General features: G+C 34.0%; 15 protein-coding genes. 3 read left to right on the top strand and 12 right to left on the bottom strand.

Translation table 4 applies throughout. From position 1 onward, the window contains the following. Window positions 1–14: 14 nt before the first annotated feature. The 10 genes from WEN_RS00840 to rpsB form a co-directional block, all read right to left on the bottom strand. A complete protein-coding gene (locus tag WEN_RS00840) occupies window positions 15–1,604 on the bottom strand; it encodes a CTP synthase (protein WP_014849672.1) in 1,590 nt (529 codons plus the stop codon). Between the two features lie 131 nt (window positions 1,605–1,735). Further along, a complete protein-coding gene (locus tag WEN_RS00835) occupies window positions 1,736–2,680 on the bottom strand; it encodes a hypothetical protein (RefSeq protein ID WP_014849671.1) in 945 nt (314 codons plus the stop codon). Between the two features lie 31 nt (window positions 2,681–2,711). After that, window positions 2,712–3,869 (bottom strand): DUF1967 domain-containing protein, encoded by a 1,158-nt coding sequence (locus WEN_RS00830; protein ID WP_014849670.1) that lies wholly within the window; start codon window positions 3,867–3,869, stop codon window positions 2,712–2,714. Next, window positions 3,869–4,723, bottom strand: a complete 855-nt coding sequence (locus WEN_RS00825) for a hypothetical protein (protein ID WP_014849669.1) — start codon at window positions 4,721–4,723, stop codon at window positions 3,869–3,871. The genes WEN_RS00830 and WEN_RS00825 overlap by 1 nt, the downstream gene beginning before the upstream one ends. After that, complete coding sequence (gene rbfA, locus WEN_RS00820) at window positions 4,723–5,073, bottom strand: 30S ribosome-binding factor RbfA (RefSeq protein ID WP_014849668.1); 351 nt, start codon at window positions 5,071–5,073, stop codon at window positions 4,723–4,725. Before rbfA ends, WEN_RS00825 begins: the two co-directional genes overlap by 1 nt. A gap of 4 nt (window positions 5,074–5,077) precedes the next feature. After that, window positions 5,078–6,802, bottom strand: coding sequence for a translation initiation factor IF-2 (infB, locus tag WEN_RS00815; protein ID WP_014849667.1), 1,725 nt, complete (start codon window positions 6,800–6,802; stop codon window positions 5,078–5,080). Window positions 6,803–6,832: 30 nt separating this feature from the next. Continuing rightward, window positions 6,833–8,116, bottom strand: coding sequence for a NusA N-terminal domain-containing protein (locus WEN_RS00810; protein ID WP_014849666.1), 1,284 nt, complete (start codon window positions 8,114–8,116; stop codon window positions 6,833–6,835). A 4-nt stretch (window positions 8,117–8,120) separates the two neighbouring features. Next, window positions 8,121–8,549 carry a hypothetical protein gene (locus tag WEN_RS00805; RefSeq protein ID WP_238530699.1) on the bottom strand — a complete coding sequence of 143 codons (429 nt, stop codon included), beginning with the start codon at window positions 8,547–8,549 and terminating at the stop codon, window positions 8,121–8,123. Window positions 8,550–8,632: 83 nt separating this feature from the next. Then, on the bottom strand, window positions 8,633–9,064 hold the full coding sequence (locus tag WEN_RS00800) for a transcription antitermination factor NusB (RefSeq protein WP_014849664.1): 432 nt from the start codon (window positions 9,062–9,064) through the stop codon (window positions 8,633–8,635). A gap of 8 nt (window positions 9,065–9,072) precedes the next feature. After that, the gene (gene rpsB / locus WEN_RS00795; protein WP_014849663.1) at window positions 9,073–9,861 is read right to left on the bottom strand and encodes a 30S ribosomal protein S2; all 789 of its coding nucleotides are present in this window, start codon (window positions 9,859–9,861) and stop codon (window positions 9,073–9,075) included. 58 nt (window positions 9,862–9,919) lie between these two features. On the opposite strand from rpsB, the gene WEN_RS00790 reads away from it, so the two are divergent. Both WEN_RS00790 and nadD read left to right on the top strand, forming a co-directional pair. Beyond that, entirely contained in the window at window positions 9,920–11,644 is a 1,725-nt protein-coding gene (locus WEN_RS00790) for a coiled-coil domain-containing protein (RefSeq protein WP_014849662.1), read from the top strand. After that, a complete protein-coding gene (nadD, locus tag WEN_RS00785; protein WP_014849661.1) occupies window positions 11,644–12,231 on the top strand; it encodes a nicotinate (nicotinamide) nucleotide adenylyltransferase in 588 nt (195 codons plus the stop codon). The genes WEN_RS00790 and nadD overlap by 1 nt, the downstream gene beginning before the upstream one ends. Here the strand turns inward: nadD and WEN_RS00780 are convergent. After that, complete coding sequence (locus WEN_RS00780; protein WP_043911252.1) at window positions 12,223–13,626, bottom strand: MFS transporter; 1,404 nt, start codon at window positions 13,624–13,626, stop codon at window positions 12,223–12,225. The genes nadD and WEN_RS00780 overlap by 9 nt on opposite strands. A 775-nt stretch (window positions 13,627–14,401) precedes the next feature. On the opposite strand from WEN_RS00780, the gene WEN_RS00775 reads away from it, so the two are divergent. Next, window positions 14,402–14,962: a CPBP family intramembrane glutamic endopeptidase gene (locus WEN_RS00775; protein ID WP_014849659.1), complete on the top strand. Its 561-nt coding sequence runs from the start codon at window positions 14,402–14,404 to the stop codon at window positions 14,960–14,962. 159 nt (window positions 14,963–15,121) lie between these two features. On the opposite strand, the gene WEN_RS00770 is transcribed toward WEN_RS00775, so the two are convergent. After that, window positions 15,122–15,757 carry an NgoFVII family restriction endonuclease gene (locus WEN_RS00770; protein WP_014849658.1) on the bottom strand — a complete coding sequence of 212 codons (636 nt, stop codon included), beginning with the start codon at window positions 15,755–15,757 and terminating at the stop codon, window positions 15,122–15,124. Between the last annotated feature and the right edge of the window lie 34 nt (window positions 15,758–15,791).

The raw sequence follows: 15,791 nt of genomic DNA, 5'->3' as shown, positions 1-15,791 counted from the left end.
CACTATTCCTATATCTAATAGTTTTGCTCAATAGTTTTTTCAATTAGAGCTAAGAATAACTTCTCTGGATCATTTGGTCTTGAGTTGAACTCTGGATGATATTGAACTCCTATAAAGAAAGGATGGTTCTTAAGCTCAATAGCCTCAACAATCTCACCTTCTGAGGCTGAGAATATTAACTCAGAATCTGAAGCTAATTTCTCTTTAGCTAACTCTAGATTCAAAACATATTTATTTCTGTGTCTTGTTACTTTTTCAGAGATTTCATAAATTTGAGCTATTTTGCTTGCTGGATCAAAAGTAATAGTTCTATTTCCTAATCTCATCTCTTGCTTTTCACTTCAAGAGGTAAAGATAGGACAAGAGGTGTTTGGGTTCAACTCAACACTATCAGCCTCTAGACCCAAAACATTTCTAAAGTATTCAATTACAGCTAATTGCATTCCAAAACAAATACCTAAGAAAGGAATCTTTTTCTCTCTTGCATACTTAATAGCTAAGAAGATACCGTTTAGTGACTTATTTCCAAATCCGGGAGGAACACAAATGGCTTGAAATCCTTCTAGTTGCTCTTCTGAAGTTAATTCAGCAGACTGAATTAACTCAATAGAAAGCTCTGCAGATAGTTTGTATCCTGCAAACTTAAGTGACTGAATTATAGAGTAGTAAGACTCAGGAGAGTTAGAGTACTTCCCTACAATAGCAACTCTTAGTTGATATTTCTTGGGGGCTTTAATTTGTTCATTGAAGTCAATTCACTCTTTGAGATATTGTTTCCCTTTTTCTACATCTCTGGAAACAGAATCTAGCTTGAGAATAGGAGAGATCTTCTCAAATAACTTCTCAGTTTGATAGAGTTGTAGGGGAATCTCATATATATCTAGGAGATAAGGGGCTGAGAGAATATTTTCTTCTGGAATTGCAGGAAAGTTAAAGCTTATCTTAGAGAGCTCAGCCTCACTAATCTCTTTATCTCCCTTAAGTATCAGTAGATCTGGAACTATTCCTAGTTGCGCTAGTAGAGCAAGTGAGTGTTGAATAGGTTTTGTTTTCTTCTCATTATTGTGACTTAAGTGAAGTAAAGGGGCTAAGTGAACAAAAGTTAGTTCATCTCCCTTTCTCTTTTTCATTTGAGAAGCTGCAAGTATAAAAGGCTTTTGTTCTAGATCAAATACAGTACCTCCTAACTCAATTAAGAGAATCTCAGTACCAGATTCTCTAAAGTGTTCTAGGGTTAAGAGAATCTCATTGACTAAGTGTGGGGCTACCTGAACAGTCTTGCCATCATATTCCCCTCTTCTTTCTTTATCCAGTAGTCTTTGGAATATTTTTCCTGTGGTGTAACAGGAATGAGAATCTAGCTCTATTCCTAAGAATCTCTCATAGTGACCTAGATCTAAGTCTGTTTCCTCTCCGTCTTTAGTAACAAAGACTTCTCCGTGTTGTAAGGGAGAAAGAAATTTAGAGTTGTAGTTTAAATATGGATCAAACTTAAGAACATTGCACTTATATCCCTCAAACTGTAAGACTTTACCAATTGAAGAGAGAATGACTCCTTTTCCTAAGGAAGAATAAACCCCTCCAGTGAGAAAGATAATTTTCATCTCTATTTAGATTAAATTAATTGATTTTGAGATTGTTTTGTCGCCTCTTCTGTGGCTCTTAAATCTTGTAAATTGTCATTCTTCAACTCTGATTCTTATTAATTAATTTTGAGACTTAATTTATTGGTGTATTATTTTTCCGTAAGTTCAGTGAAATCTGATTCTCTGGCCACATTTAAATCCAATATCTTCAAGTAATCTGAGTAGTTATTTATCTTTATTAGGTCAGTAGTATTTTTTAGATAGGATTTATTCACAAATTTAGTTAGGGTTGGTGATCAATAAACCTCTCTTGAGTTAGCTAATCTTGTTTCAAGACTTAAATTAGCTTTATCAGGAAAGTAAACTAACTCAGATTCAGAATCTAACAAAATTACTGGATTAGTATAGCAATTAGATTGAACTTCTTTATTCTTTCCTATTTGCTCTCTTGGTAATTTTGTTCAATTAACGAATTTATCGTAAACATCTCATTCTTGTCACCAAAAGGTAGTTCAAGCTTTGCATTGATCACTTTCTCTTGTTTGTTTGATGTGACTAGACAAAACGGTAAAGTTATTCCTTAAGACAATAAAGGAAGCTGAATCATTGTTTCATAGACCCAGATCTTTAGGTAATTGTTTGAAACACATACAATCCGAATCTCACTGAACTATCTTGAAATAATAGTTGTCATATTTCACAACAATAGTTAATGGATTAACTTTGTCGTTAATTGATGCATTTGCATAAAAGCTTGAGAGATACTCTTGGGGTGAAATAGGTTTTGGTTCTATCTTGTCTCTTCTTGGTTGAGAGACTTGTTTAATTTCTCTTCGAACTCTCTTCCTATCGCTACTTTCTACTCTTAAATAATTACTAGGTTGTGAAGCAGAAAACCTGAAGGCTGTTGGAGTAACTTCGATTCGACTGTCTGAAAGAATTGATGAATTCGACTTAACCTTAACTAGATTTGATTTTTCTCTTTGTTTATTCTGCCGGGGGGGGGCACTAAATCCTGTAGAAGATAGATAGAAAGGAGATAGGGTAATAGCCCCTAAGAGGCCGAATACACTGACTACTAATGGTGTGATCAAACTATCCTAAATTTAAAGTTCCATTTTCCTTTTAGTAAATATTCGTAGTGTAATTACATATCCTAAGTGTCTCTCCCTTTATCCCTCCGGACTTTTTAATTTGTTTAATAATCTCCTCTACTCTTAATTTAGTTTTCAATCTCTCTATATTATGTAAGGTGGTTTGGGGAATTCTAGTGCTTCAATAGTTGAGTCTCTTGGAACTAACTTCTCAACCTCCTGGAACCTTAACTATCTTGTAGTCTTCTTTATCTGGAAGGAGTTCATCAGAGTATTCTATATAGTCATCTTCAATAACTCCCTTGGGCTTAAAACAAGGTAGTTGAGAGACTTTCTTTAAGTCTTTGGTTAATTGGTTGTAAATGTGTTTAAGCTCTGAGTTTTTTCAAGAGCAAGGAGTTAGTTCTTTATCTTGAGGGATGAGTTGAGAGTTTTCAGAGACAAAGATGGTTCTATAGGAATAAAAACCTAGTCTCCTGAGAGTTTTATCTAGCTGCTTTTGTTCTTGTTTTCAATTCTCACTTGGATATTCTATGGCTAGTAAAAGAGTCTTACAAAGTTCTAACTCTTTTAGATAGAAGTGTTTAATTGGCTCTTTTTCAAAGATAGCAAAAGGGAAAGAACAAAAGATAATTTGATCTTTCTCGGAAGTAAGTTCTTGTAATTTCTCAATTAATTCTTTAGAGAGGCTCTCTCCGGATAAAGAGATAATTCCCACATAATTAACTTCTTCTTTTATTAGTAAGAGATTGAGTTTCTCCCCCTCTTCTCCTAGTTCATAAAGTCAAGGGGCTTGAAATTGAGCATTCTTGAAGGAAGAATTACCTTTTCCCCCTCTTCCGCCCTTACAAATAAGAAGCTTTGCTTCTTTTTTCTTAAGTGGTAACTTTCTTATTTTTCTGTCTAGATCGTATATCTCTGTGTTTTCAGGTATTTTCAGATAGATATCTGAACCGGCACTACCTGATTTGTTGTCTTTTTGTCCATTAGACCCATTTGGTGCTTTTTTCTCTGCATTCTTTAGGTGAGAGAAATCAGAGTACTTAGAGTCAACTACTAGATAAATATTTCCACCATCTCCCCCATTACCACCTGCAGGACCTAATCTTGAGTTGTATCTAGTCTTAGCTCAAGAGATAATTCCATCTCCTCCTCTACCAGCCTTTAACTCTAACCTAATATAGTTCACTATTTTTTAGTCATATCTAACTTGAGATTCACTATTCCCCAACCACCTCATATTTGAGCTACTTGAAACATTAAGAAGGTGCAAAGTGCAACTGCAAACAATACACCTGCCAAAAAAGTACAAGCCAATAAGAAATAGTGAAAGTACTTCGTTTGATAAAGATAGTTGATATTAATGAAGTAGAGTATCCCTAGAACTATATAGGGAAATACTACTGCTATACAAGAAATAGAGCAAATAACAACAATTGAGCTAATTCAATCTGCGAAGAACTTAGTATGGTGACTTAAATAGTAGTGACTATCTCAGTTGTGTAGAAATAACCTTGCTACTAAAAGAAAGAGTGAGAGTCCAAGCAGAATTCCTGCACTCTTTAACTCAAACTTCTTTAATTTAGCGAAGTTACCTGGGGCTTTAATGAGTATCTCCATAAAGCTATTGAACTCACTTCAAGCAGTCTTTATAGATTTCTTGTAGTTAGCTAAATAGGTATAGAAATATCTATAGTCAGCACCTAAGAATGGAATATTCATTCTCATTAACTCTCCTCTCTTTCTGACTCTTAAACTAAAGATTTCAGCTAACTTCTTTAGAAATTCTTTTCTCTTGTGATAGCCTTGAATGACCTTTTCAATACTTGCTGTGATAGCTGTATCAGGACTTTCTTGTTCAAGTCTGGCTCGTAATTCTGGAGCAGGAGCTGGATTATTTCTAAAGAATTCTTCTCTAGAACTAACAAAGATATCAGAAATTGAGACTCTATTACTTCCTTGAGCTTCTTGGTTTTTATAGAGGAATAACTTAGCTAACTCATTGTCTTCTATTTGTTCTAGTGTTCTCTTTTCCTCTTCCATTAGCTAGAACTCAAAGAACTATTAATTAATTCTTCAACTCTTTTAGCCTTTTGAATAAATAGATCTTCTCTGAAACTAAGTTTTAGGTGTGGAGGGAGATTTAACTTGTGAACTAACTGCCTCTTAAAAAAAGGAGTGAGTTTCTCTAATTTAGCAAATATATCTTGTTTCGGATAATCCTTTTTGAGTAACTCTAACTCAATAAAAACAGTTATATTAGTTAGATTCTTACTAAGTCTTATGTGGTTAATTCCTATAAAAGAATAGAACTGTTCATCTAACTCTTCCAGTCAGATTCTTTTTAAGACCACATAGATTTCTTTTGAAAGTCTTTCATTTAGGATAGACATTTCATTAGAGCTTTCTTTCTATAACTTCATAACTCTCTATAACATCATCAATCTCTATATTGTTTCAGTTATTTAGCACAATACCACATTCTTTTCCTTCTTCGGCTACTTTAATCTCAAAGTTTTCTGTCTTGAAGGACTTAATAGTTGTCTTAGTAAGGAGGTTTCCCTCCCTAATTAGCTTGATTTTATTTTCTATCTTTATAGAACCATAAATGACTGAACAACCTGCAATAGTACCAATCTTTGAGTGAGTTCAGAGTCTAATAACCTTACATCTACCAACAACTTTTTCAACTCTCTCAATAATCCTATTTTTCTCTATGTGTTCTTCTATTCTCTCTTCTAGCTCATAAACAGATCTAATAGACCAAATAGGAATATTTAAGAACTCTATTTGTGGTTCTAACTTCTTAGGTATCTTTTGCTCAAAGTTAATAATTATTGCCTTCTTAACTGTAGCTTCTTTTAAGTCAGCTTCAGTTAACTCCCCTGAACCTATAGAGAGTATTGAATATTTGAACTTAGAGAGAAAGGACTTAATAGCTTCAGAAGAGCCTAAAACCTTACTTTTAATAATGAAAGAAAAGTGAGTTGGGTTATCTGACTCTGCAATAGAGAGAGCATCTTTGAAGTCATAACCTTCTTGTAACTTTTTAGTTTGAGTTTGGTAGTGCTCTTGCGCTTCGTTCTTATTTGCGAAAGAAAAGAATCTAGTTCCTGGGATTGGTAATTGATCAAAGCCTGCAATAGTTGCTGGAGTTGCTGGAACTAACTTAGTTATCTTTTCCTTCTTCTCTCCTTGAATAGTTTTGAGCTTGCAGAAGAGCTTTTCTCCTGCTATATAGTCTCCAGAGTTTAGAGTACCTCTAATAGTGATAATCTCAGCAACAGGACCTAATCCCTTTTCTATTCGAGATTCCAAGATTATTCCTATAGCTGGAGGACTCAAGGTTGTGCAGTAATTCTCAACCTCTGAGATAACTGTAATTGTCTCTAGTAGTTCTGGAATACCTAATCCTGATCTAGCAGAACCTTTAACTAGAATAACCTCTCCTCCATATTCTTCTAGTTCTACTCCCTCTTGAGTTAGAGATTCCTTAAGTGCACCTAGGGCAGATTCACCTCTATCAATCTTGTTAACAAAAATGATTAGCTTTAAGTTATTTTGCTTAAAGTATTTAATTACCTCTTTTGTTTGGGATTGAACTCCATCTTCTATGGAGATAACTAGAACAATAATGTCTGCAATAACTCCACCTAGCTCTCTCAGCTTTTGAAAGATCTCGTGACCCGGAGTATCTAAAAAGGTAATGAGATTGTCTTGGAACTTAACTTGATAAGAAGAGATATGTTGAGTGATATTGGAATACTCATGTTCTGCAACATTAGTCTTTCTTATTTGGTCTAGTAAGGTAGTTTTTCCGTGGTTTACATGACCCATTACTGCAACCACTGGATATTTCTTAACTCACTCTTCTTCTGCTCCTTCTTTAGCTAAAAGCTCTTCTGAGTAGAGATTCTTTCTTTGAGCCTGCTCTGCTTTTAAGAACTTAAGTCCAAATTCTTCACAAAGCTCTCTGCAATATCTTTCATCTAATCAAGAGTTAATCTTCATCTCAACCCCCCTGAGAAAGAAATATTTAATGATTTCAACAACAGGTATTTGAGTTTGACTAGCAAAGAACTTAACTGAAACTGCCCTGTTATTGTATTGAAAGCTATCCATTAACTAAAGAAAAGTAAGATATTAAGCTAGCTATTTCTTAGAGTTTGTTTCTTCTTCAAATTTGAATTTATGGAATTTATATAGTCTTCCTGAAACATCTGAGGTCTTAGAGTCTCAATTTTCATCTATAGGTGTATATTCAATTCTTTCTGCTTTTGCTTCTTGAATAGTCTTCAAGAATATCTTTCAACCAGTAAGCATTGAAACAAGCTTTACATTAATACCTCTTCTACCAATAGCTAGTAGTAAGTTCTCTAGGGTAGTAATAAGAAGAATGGAGTTTTCTTCTTCCCCTTCTACCTTATCTAGTACCTTGTAACCAAGTATTTGTGCTCCTGCAAATCCATTAACAATATTTCTTATTGGATCTTCATTTCAGAGAATTACATCTATTCTCTCATTTAAGAGTTGAGAGGAAACAATCTTTAGTCTATTACCTTTAGGGCCTATACAACAACCTACAGGGTCTATATTGTTATTCTTGGTACTAACTAATAACTTACTCTTAATACCAGAAACTCTAGAGATTGCCTTAATCTCTACTAGACCATCATGAATTTCTGAGATGTGTTTTTTCATTAGATACTTAACTATCTCTGGACTAGTTCTGGATAGTAAGATAGGGTGTTGCCCTGAAGCCTCTTCCAATACATCTTTAATTTGGAATTGATAGATCTTTCCTGGAACTAGACTCTCATATATTCTGTAACCAGCATTTGAGAGAGTTTGAACAAAGTCAATTCTGTGTACTACCCCCCTAGTACTATCTAGTTCATTATTTGGATCAATTAGAGAGACTATAGCTTCTTTAGGGAGTTTTTCTTTGGTTTCAAAGACTTTTTCAACCATTCCCTCAAAGACCTCTCCCTTTCTCTCTATTCACTTGTCATATATCTTTTTGTTAGCAGTTTCTAAAGTTAGTTTTTGAAACTGAAAGAGAATATTTTTTACTATTCTGGTATCTAGTTGGTTTAAGTGAATATCTTCTAGATAGATATCTCCTTCTTTATATTCTTTTTTTTCCTTAGTGGTTAATGCTGAAGTGGGAATAAAACAACCAGAGTCTTCCATCCCTTCTCCATAAAAGTATTTTTCACTGACTACTTTGAGCTCTCTTCACAGTTTTATGTAACACTTTTCTAGGTCAATCTCTATCTTTAACTTACTATCTGCATTCTCTCTCTCAAATACAGTCTTAAAGGCTTCTTCTAAGAATGAAGCAATCTTAGAAGTACTAAGAGAATATTGAACAGATAGCTTAGAAACAGCATCTAAGAAATGTTTGTGATTAATTGCTACTCTCTCCTTTGCCATTTAATTAATCATTAACTATTTTTAATTTCTTGCCCGAAACTCTTTCTAAGAAATTATGAACCAATTGCTCTTTATTTTTACTATAGAGTACATCAAAAGAGACGCAGAACTCATATATAGATAGATAGATAATGGTTGCTAGTCCAAAGACCATTGTTCCAGCTAGAGCGCCATATATACAACCTTCTTTTTGGGTTTTAAAAGCGATTAATCAAAGAATTAGGTAAAGACTAAAGAGTATAAAAGCACAAACTAAACCAGATTGAAAGTATTTCATTCTAGTTGGTTTAATGCATTCCCTGCAGGGAGCATTCTCCTTAAAAGACTTGTATACATATGCAAAGAAAGCGGTTAAGAAGATTGGTGCACTAATGCTTAGAGTGGCTCAAGAGCCTGTTTGGTGATAATTCGAAAGTGATGATTTCGCTTTCAAAGCAATTACAACCGCCAGAGTAATAGCTGGACCAAAAATACTAAATAGTAAGTAGTATCAGTATTTATGTTTTCAGCGAAGAACTAATTGTTGTGGCTTAGAGGTTTCAGATTGTTGTTCTTCTGGTTGTTGAATTTCTTAAGGTAGTTATCTAATAAGGCATGAACCAACTTGTAGTCATCTTCACCATACTTTTTAGCTAACTCTACTGCTTGGTGAATTAAGACTGCGGGAGCTGTCTTAAATACTTCATATTCAGTAAATATAGCTAAGAGAACAGCAAGTATGCTGAGATTAAGTCTATCAACATCTCAACCAGACTTTAATAATTGATTAATTTCAGAGAGATATATCTCTTTTTGTTCAATATATCTTTGGTATATCTTTCTCTCAAAACCACTTTCTAAATACTTAGTACTATTTGAGTTTAAAGAGCTTAGTACTAAGTTAGAATAGATAGCCTCACAAATAGAAATACGCTTTCTATGTCTGGAGAGTTTTTTTGCCTCTCCCACAGAGACACTTAAGTAGATCTTTGAGTAGAAGAGTTAAGAATCTCTAGATGCTCTGGAAGAGTAATAAGACTATCTTCTTTGTAGGCAATTAGAGTTTCTTGCCCTACAGCCTCTGCAATAGCATCACAAAGTAAGTTAGCTAATAGATATACAGACTTAGGGGAGTAATTGTTAGCAGGAATAGAGAAATTAATTAGATCTGGATTGTTATTACTATTAACTATTCCTACTACTGGAATGTTCATTTTGTGAGCCTCTTGAATAGGAATTAGATCATTAATAGGATTAAAGACTATTAATACATTGGGTAACTTAGTTAAACCTTTGATACCATCGTAGTTCTTTTCTATCTTGGCTTTCTTTTTCTTCAATTGAGAGATTTCTTTCTTAGTTAATTGTTGATTTATATTGTCTTGTTCTAGCATCTCATCTAGTTGAGAGAGTATCTTTAGAGTTTTGTTTACTTGCTTAAAGTTAGTTAACAAACCTCCTAGTCATCTTTGAGTTATATAGAAGGCATTGACTCTTCTAGCGGACTCTTTAACTATCTCAGAGATCACTTTATTCTTGGAGCAAACAAACATTATTTCTAGTCCAGATCTAGAAAGATCAAAGAGATAAGAGTAAACATTCTTGAGGTGTTCGGAGGTCCTTTCTAGATTTATTACATGTCTTCTTTTGTATCCTTCCTTTATTAAGTAAGGAGACATCTTAGGATTTCAAAGTCTAGTATTAGCCCCTAAGTGAAGATCAAATTCCACCATTTTTTCTAGTGAAACTAATTCCTTCTCTTCCATAGAAAAGTCCCGTCCAATAAGAGTTCTAGACCAATTTTATATTCAAACTTAAATTAGTATGTCCGACACTCCCGGTTATGTTGCCCTAGGTTTAGTTTGTTTCTTAGCTGTATATGTCAGTACTCACTTATTTCTAAAGAGTAGAGAGGAAAGAAGAGCTAAAGAGAGCAAAGACTCAGAACTAAACCAGAAGATTGATAGTCTCTTAAAAATCATTGATGAATATAAGAGTAGAGAATCAGAGCTATTAATTAAACATGAGGGAGATAGACAAAAACTCCAACTATTAGAAGAAGAGAAACAAAAACAACTAGATCAAGTTGAAGAAGAAAATCAAGAGCTTAAACGATTACAAGAAGAAAACCAAAATCTATTAATTGAATCTGAAGGTAATAAACAGAGAATCCAACAGTTAGAACTAGAACTTCAGAGGCAACTCTCAGAGCTCTCTAGTTACAAACAAAAACAAGAAAGTTTAGAGAGTATTAACAGGGAACTCTCAGTTAAATCAGGGAAAGACAATGAAAGACTACAAGCTTTAGAAAACTCTAACCAAGATCTAAGAACAAGAACAGAGAGTTATCAGAACAAGTTACAAGAACTAGAGGCTAATAACAAAAATCTTTCCGTTGAAGTAGCCACAAAGAACCAAAAAACTCAACAGCTAGAAGAAGAAAAGATAAATCGAATAAATGAAGAAGAAAGTCTTAAGAGAAAAATAAAGGAACTTGAAGAAAATAACCAAAAACTCCTAATTGAATCTGAAGGGGCAAAGAAATTACAAGAAATCTCTATCTCTTCTTCGAGGTTCTATGAAGACTTTTTAGAGAAGGGATTAGATAAAGATCTAACTAACTTAGTCAGATATCAAGAGTTTTATAGAGAATACTCTCAGATAATTGAAGACTGAAAGCAACAGGCAGATCTAGAGAAGAACAGAGTAAAGGCTGGAAAGATTTATGAAGGTAACTGGGGAGAAAGAATAATTGAACTATTTAGTCCAGAAGAGCTTGACTACATAGATTTAGAAGAACAACCTGCTAGCTCACAAGGGGGCAAAGCAGACTTTAAGTTAGTTTTTAGGAATAGTAGAAATAAACAGAGCTCCACAAACAGCATCAGAATTATGGTGGAACTTAAATATTCCTTTGGGGAAATAAGTCTGAATCAACAATTTAGTACCACTAAATCTGACTTAAGAAAGGCTTTAGAGGTGGCAAAATATAGCCCTGAACCTTATAGATTCATATTCCTAGTAACTAATAGAGAGTTTGAGATAGAAGAATACAAGAAGAGTGAAACTATCTGAGTAGTCTCAGATAGAGACTATGAAAAGTTTGGACTAGGGAGAAGTAGAACTGAAGGAGAACCTATTCTAGCTATTATGACTCCTGAGGCTTCTTTTAGGTGAGTAAGAATGCTCTATCTGCTATTCTGATTAGCACCTACAACTAGAAAGGTAGATGTAATGCCTCAAGCAGAAAGTATTGAGAAATTAGATCAAAAAATAGCAGACTTTATAAGAGATTGTCATAGTATGACTGAAGAAGCTCAAGGAGCTTCTTTTGCCATTCTTAAATTAGTTGAACAATTCTTTGAAGATTTAGAGAAGAAATTTAAACAAGCAAAGAACAAACTACTTAAATCTGAGAAGGCACTTAATAATGTGAAAGAGAAGAACACTACTTTATGGGGAGAGTATAAAAATCTAAGTCTTAGTTTCTCTGACGCTATTTCACAAGAACCAATTGCCTTAGAAGTTATTGAGGAGGAAGAGAGTTAATGTATCCAGCTAAGAAGTGAAAGATAGGCTTATTTGGAGGCTCTTTTAATCCTCCACATATGGCTCACACACTATTAGCTCAGTTTGCAATTAAACAATTAAAGTTAGATCTCTTAATCTTTATTCCTAGCTTTAAGTCTGTTGATAAGGTAGAACAAGAGTATTTAGAGGGGGAGAAGAGAGCTTATATGCTCTCTCTTTCCAAGACTAAATACTTATCTGTTATTTCTAACTTTGAGTTGAATCTAAGAAAACCTGTAGAGTCTGTAGTTACTGTTAGACACTTTAAAGAGAGATTTCCTGAGGATGAACTTTATTTCTTATTAGGGTCGGATCACTGTGCAACTCTAAATGGTTGAGATGGTATAGAAGAAATTTTTCAACTAACTACTCCAGTGATATTTAAGAGAAAAGGTAGTTCAACTGAGTTAGATTCTTTGAAACACTTAGATAGAAAGTTACTGGAGAAAGTTATATTTCTGCCTAATCGTTTCTTTCCTCATTCCTCAACAGCAGTTAGGGAGCAAAAGAAATATAGTTTGTTACACAAAAAAGTGAAAAGCTATCTAAAGTCTCAACTAAGCTAGTCTAGCCAAAGAAGCTCTTCTGGAGAATAAGTTCATTGCGATTCACTTCCTGAATTCCATATATTCTGGCTTAGACTCTCTTATTCTTCTAACCATCACATAGTAAAGAATTAATAGCATAGTTATGAAGACAAGGGAGGCAATACCACCTACTCCACCTTTGCTGTTGCTAGTTGTTTGGCCGGAGGAAGGAAAAATCTTATTTCCAAGCTGATTAATTACAGAAGCAATCACGTTGTAACCGGTTAGGATAATGTATCCAATTCCTCAAAGACAGCTAAAGAAGATAGAAGTTTTCTTTGGGTTGTAGTCTTTGTATTCTAGAGGAATATAAAGAAAGACTGATTGTATTCCTAATCCAAAGAAAGCTAGTAAGAAAGCAGAGATAAAGATTAAGACCGTTGCCAGTATTTGAGCCCAAGTGTGTTCTTTCATCAGGTGAGTCATTAAAGTCATTGAGCAAATAACTACTCAAGTGAATAGAACGATTGCAATGGAGAATCTAACTATACTTGTTCTCTTTATTTCTTTAGGATTCAGTTTTCCTAGGAAATAAAGCCCTCCGAAAGTTCCTATGAAGAAAACAACTGTATAAAGACTCTTTCAATCAACTTTTTCGGCTAAAGGTTTTTTAATATTCTCAACTAATTCAGTTATTCTTGCAGGAACAAAGTTAGAGCAGAGAATGGAAACTACCAATAATCCACTGTAAGCAATAATTCAAGTTCAAGCTTCTTTATCTCTTAATAGAGTTGAATAGTTGTCAGGCATTTCAACTCTCAACTTGTCATTTAGTGAAACTATCTCAAAGTTTTCACCATAGAAATAAAAGAGAATTAAAGGTAAGAAAGAGAATACAGCTACTGCAGAGGCTACATATTTTCAGTGTTTAACTAAGAATTGAGAGACGGGTTGAATAATGAACAATACATTAACAATTAGTCCTGAAATGGCATAGGTAAAGCCGTTGAGAGTGGCTAGTTTTTGTTTTTTTGCAGGTAAGGCTAGTTTGGCGAGTAGAGGAGAAATATAGATAATGGTTAATGTTCCTCCGGCGGCCATAACAAATCTACCTAGAATCAAGACTGTTCAGTGGGGGCTAAATATAAGTGGCAGAGCAACTGTTGTTAGAGCGAAAGCTAACAAACAAGCTCTTCTGTAGCCTAACTTAACAAGAATTAGAGAGGCTGGGATAGTAAAAATCCCTCTAGCTAAAGTAATTGAGTAGTTAACTGTTTCTGCAGGAACTCCCTCTGCAATTGTCCCGAAGGTTTCATATCAACCTCCGCCACCTCCGTTTCCTCCTCCGTCAGCGGACTTACTCCCCTTTAACTTAGAGAAAATCAATCAGTTTGCACAGAAAAGACAATATCCAAGGAAAAGAGAGAGTCACATTAGAAAGACCCTCGGATAGAGGGCTTCTAATCCTAGACTAAGATCTAACTCACGTTTTTTAGCTTTAAAGGGAAGGAAAAACCTAATATTTGTTATTTAGTTTTCTAATTAAATATTTATTAAATATTTCTTTCCTTCAATAGAGAAATTGAATTAGTTATTTCACTCTCTATCTACTATAAGCAAATTTAATAACTCCTTCACATTTTTAGATAAAGAAAACAACTCCTCAAGCCAAGGAAAATTTAAGCTCTGAGAGTTACAACTATTCTTTTTACTCCCTTATTTTTTTGAAGTCTTTTTATTAATTTGTTCAACTATTGATTTTTTTAGTAATTGAGGAAACAATGGTGCGAGTGTTCAGTCAACTCAGGCTCAAGCGGCGACCTCAGCAGTTGCAAATACTTTCATCAACACTTTAGTACAAACTCAACAGCAACAAGTTCAACAACAAACCACTGATTCTAAATGATTTCAAAGTTCCCCTTGTAGCTATATCAATATAGGTTGAAGATTTGTTGTTGGAGCTTTTTTTCTTTTTTATCTAAAGTACTTTAAGTCTCCTACAAGTCTCGAAAAGGGACAACAAGAATCAAAAATTGAACCAGAGTACAAGCTGTGATTCATCAACTCAATTCTGATTGCATCCTTAAATCCTATTCTTGATTTTTTTAGAAAAAATGATGATTCAAAAGAGCTGGATGCAATAGCTCTAATTGCTCTAGGTATTCAAATAGTTTATTTTGCCTCTAACTACTTCTATATCAAGAACTCAATGTCTACTCTGGGACCTCACTTTAAGTTAATTTTTTGGAATGATAGAGGGGTGTTCTCTTGAGAAAGAGTTAAGTTCTTTGGTTCAAGAATATGACTAATCCTTATAGCAGAACTTGCTGTTTCAATTGCTTTTGCTCATTTATTACAGACTATCTTTCCAACAAGTGGGGCGGCAAATACAGAAAACCAAAAGAGAATTACGACTTCACTAAAAGATGCCAGAATAATCATGATTGTTATTTCTGTCTTAATCTTTGCTCCTGTATTTGAAGAGCTAATCTATAGAAGGTCTATATTAAAGACAGCTAATTTTCATACCTCCACTCTATTCTCTTCTGCACTTATATTTGGACTAATTCACTTAAATAGTTCAAAAGAAACTATCTTTCACCTATTGCCTTATTTCTGTGGGGGGTTAGTGTTTGCTTGAAGCTATAAGAAATATAGGAATATCTGGATTAGTATATTTGTTCACTTCTTACATAACCTAACTGCATTGCTAAGTGCAGTAGCACATTCAAACAGTGTCTTTATAAATATCTTTCCCCCCTGGAGTTAGTTTTTTGAAGTATTCAGCTCTGATCAGAGTCAATATTTGTTCGACTAACAGAAAACTTATCTTCTCCCGAACATAACTTAAATGGCCTTTGTCTTTCTGAGATAAAAGAAGATGAACATTAGAAGTGAAATTTTCTAATTAATAGTTATTTTTGCTTAATTAAGGTAGTGTTTGTATCTTTATTAAGTTACTAACACTCTTTTCTCTTAATCTGTCTCAGCCTTCCTCTTCATTTTCTATTGGAAAAGAAAATATCCAAATATCTCTTTTGTTTCCTCTGCCGTCTGTTTTGGTCTTGTTAGTCTTTCTCAAAGTAACTTTTGAGCCCATACGTTTTTCCAACATTTCTTTAGTAATAATTCCATAGCCCTCTGGATCATAGAAACAATAACTCAATTCAGTGAATAATTCCCATTCCACCAACATGCTCTTAATGAAATAACCAATAATATTTCTATCTTCGAGAGAAACTAATTTCTTAGTCTTTTTGCCTGTAAAGTGTGCTTTGAAACAATCACCATATCTAGTAACTACATAAAATCATTCCTTCTTTGGTGGTAAATCATGTTCTCCTTCAACAGTTAGAGTTACATCAAATCAACTTCTCTCTTGCCCACTTCTTTCATTTATTTCTGGTTTACTATAGCAAGCATTTAAGTTGGATTTGGATAAATCTAGTTTTTCTCAACCACCCTCTACCTCTTTATCAGTAGGTGCTGTTAACGGAAAAACAATGGTTTGTAAAACTTTTGCATTAAGTACTTCTTCTAGGGATATTTCGTAGTAGGAATACATACTAAAAATCTTTTGTAAGTGACATTTTTATTAA

It is taken from the genome of Mycoplasma wenyonii str. Massachusetts, from assembly GCF_000277795.1.
GTDB lineage: Bacteria > Bacillota_I > Bacilli_A > Mycoplasmatales > Mycoplasmoidaceae > Eperythrozoon_A > Eperythrozoon_A wenyonii.
Note: the sequence above shows the minus strand (reverse complement) of the source record. Positions and strands in the feature narration are given on the sequence as shown.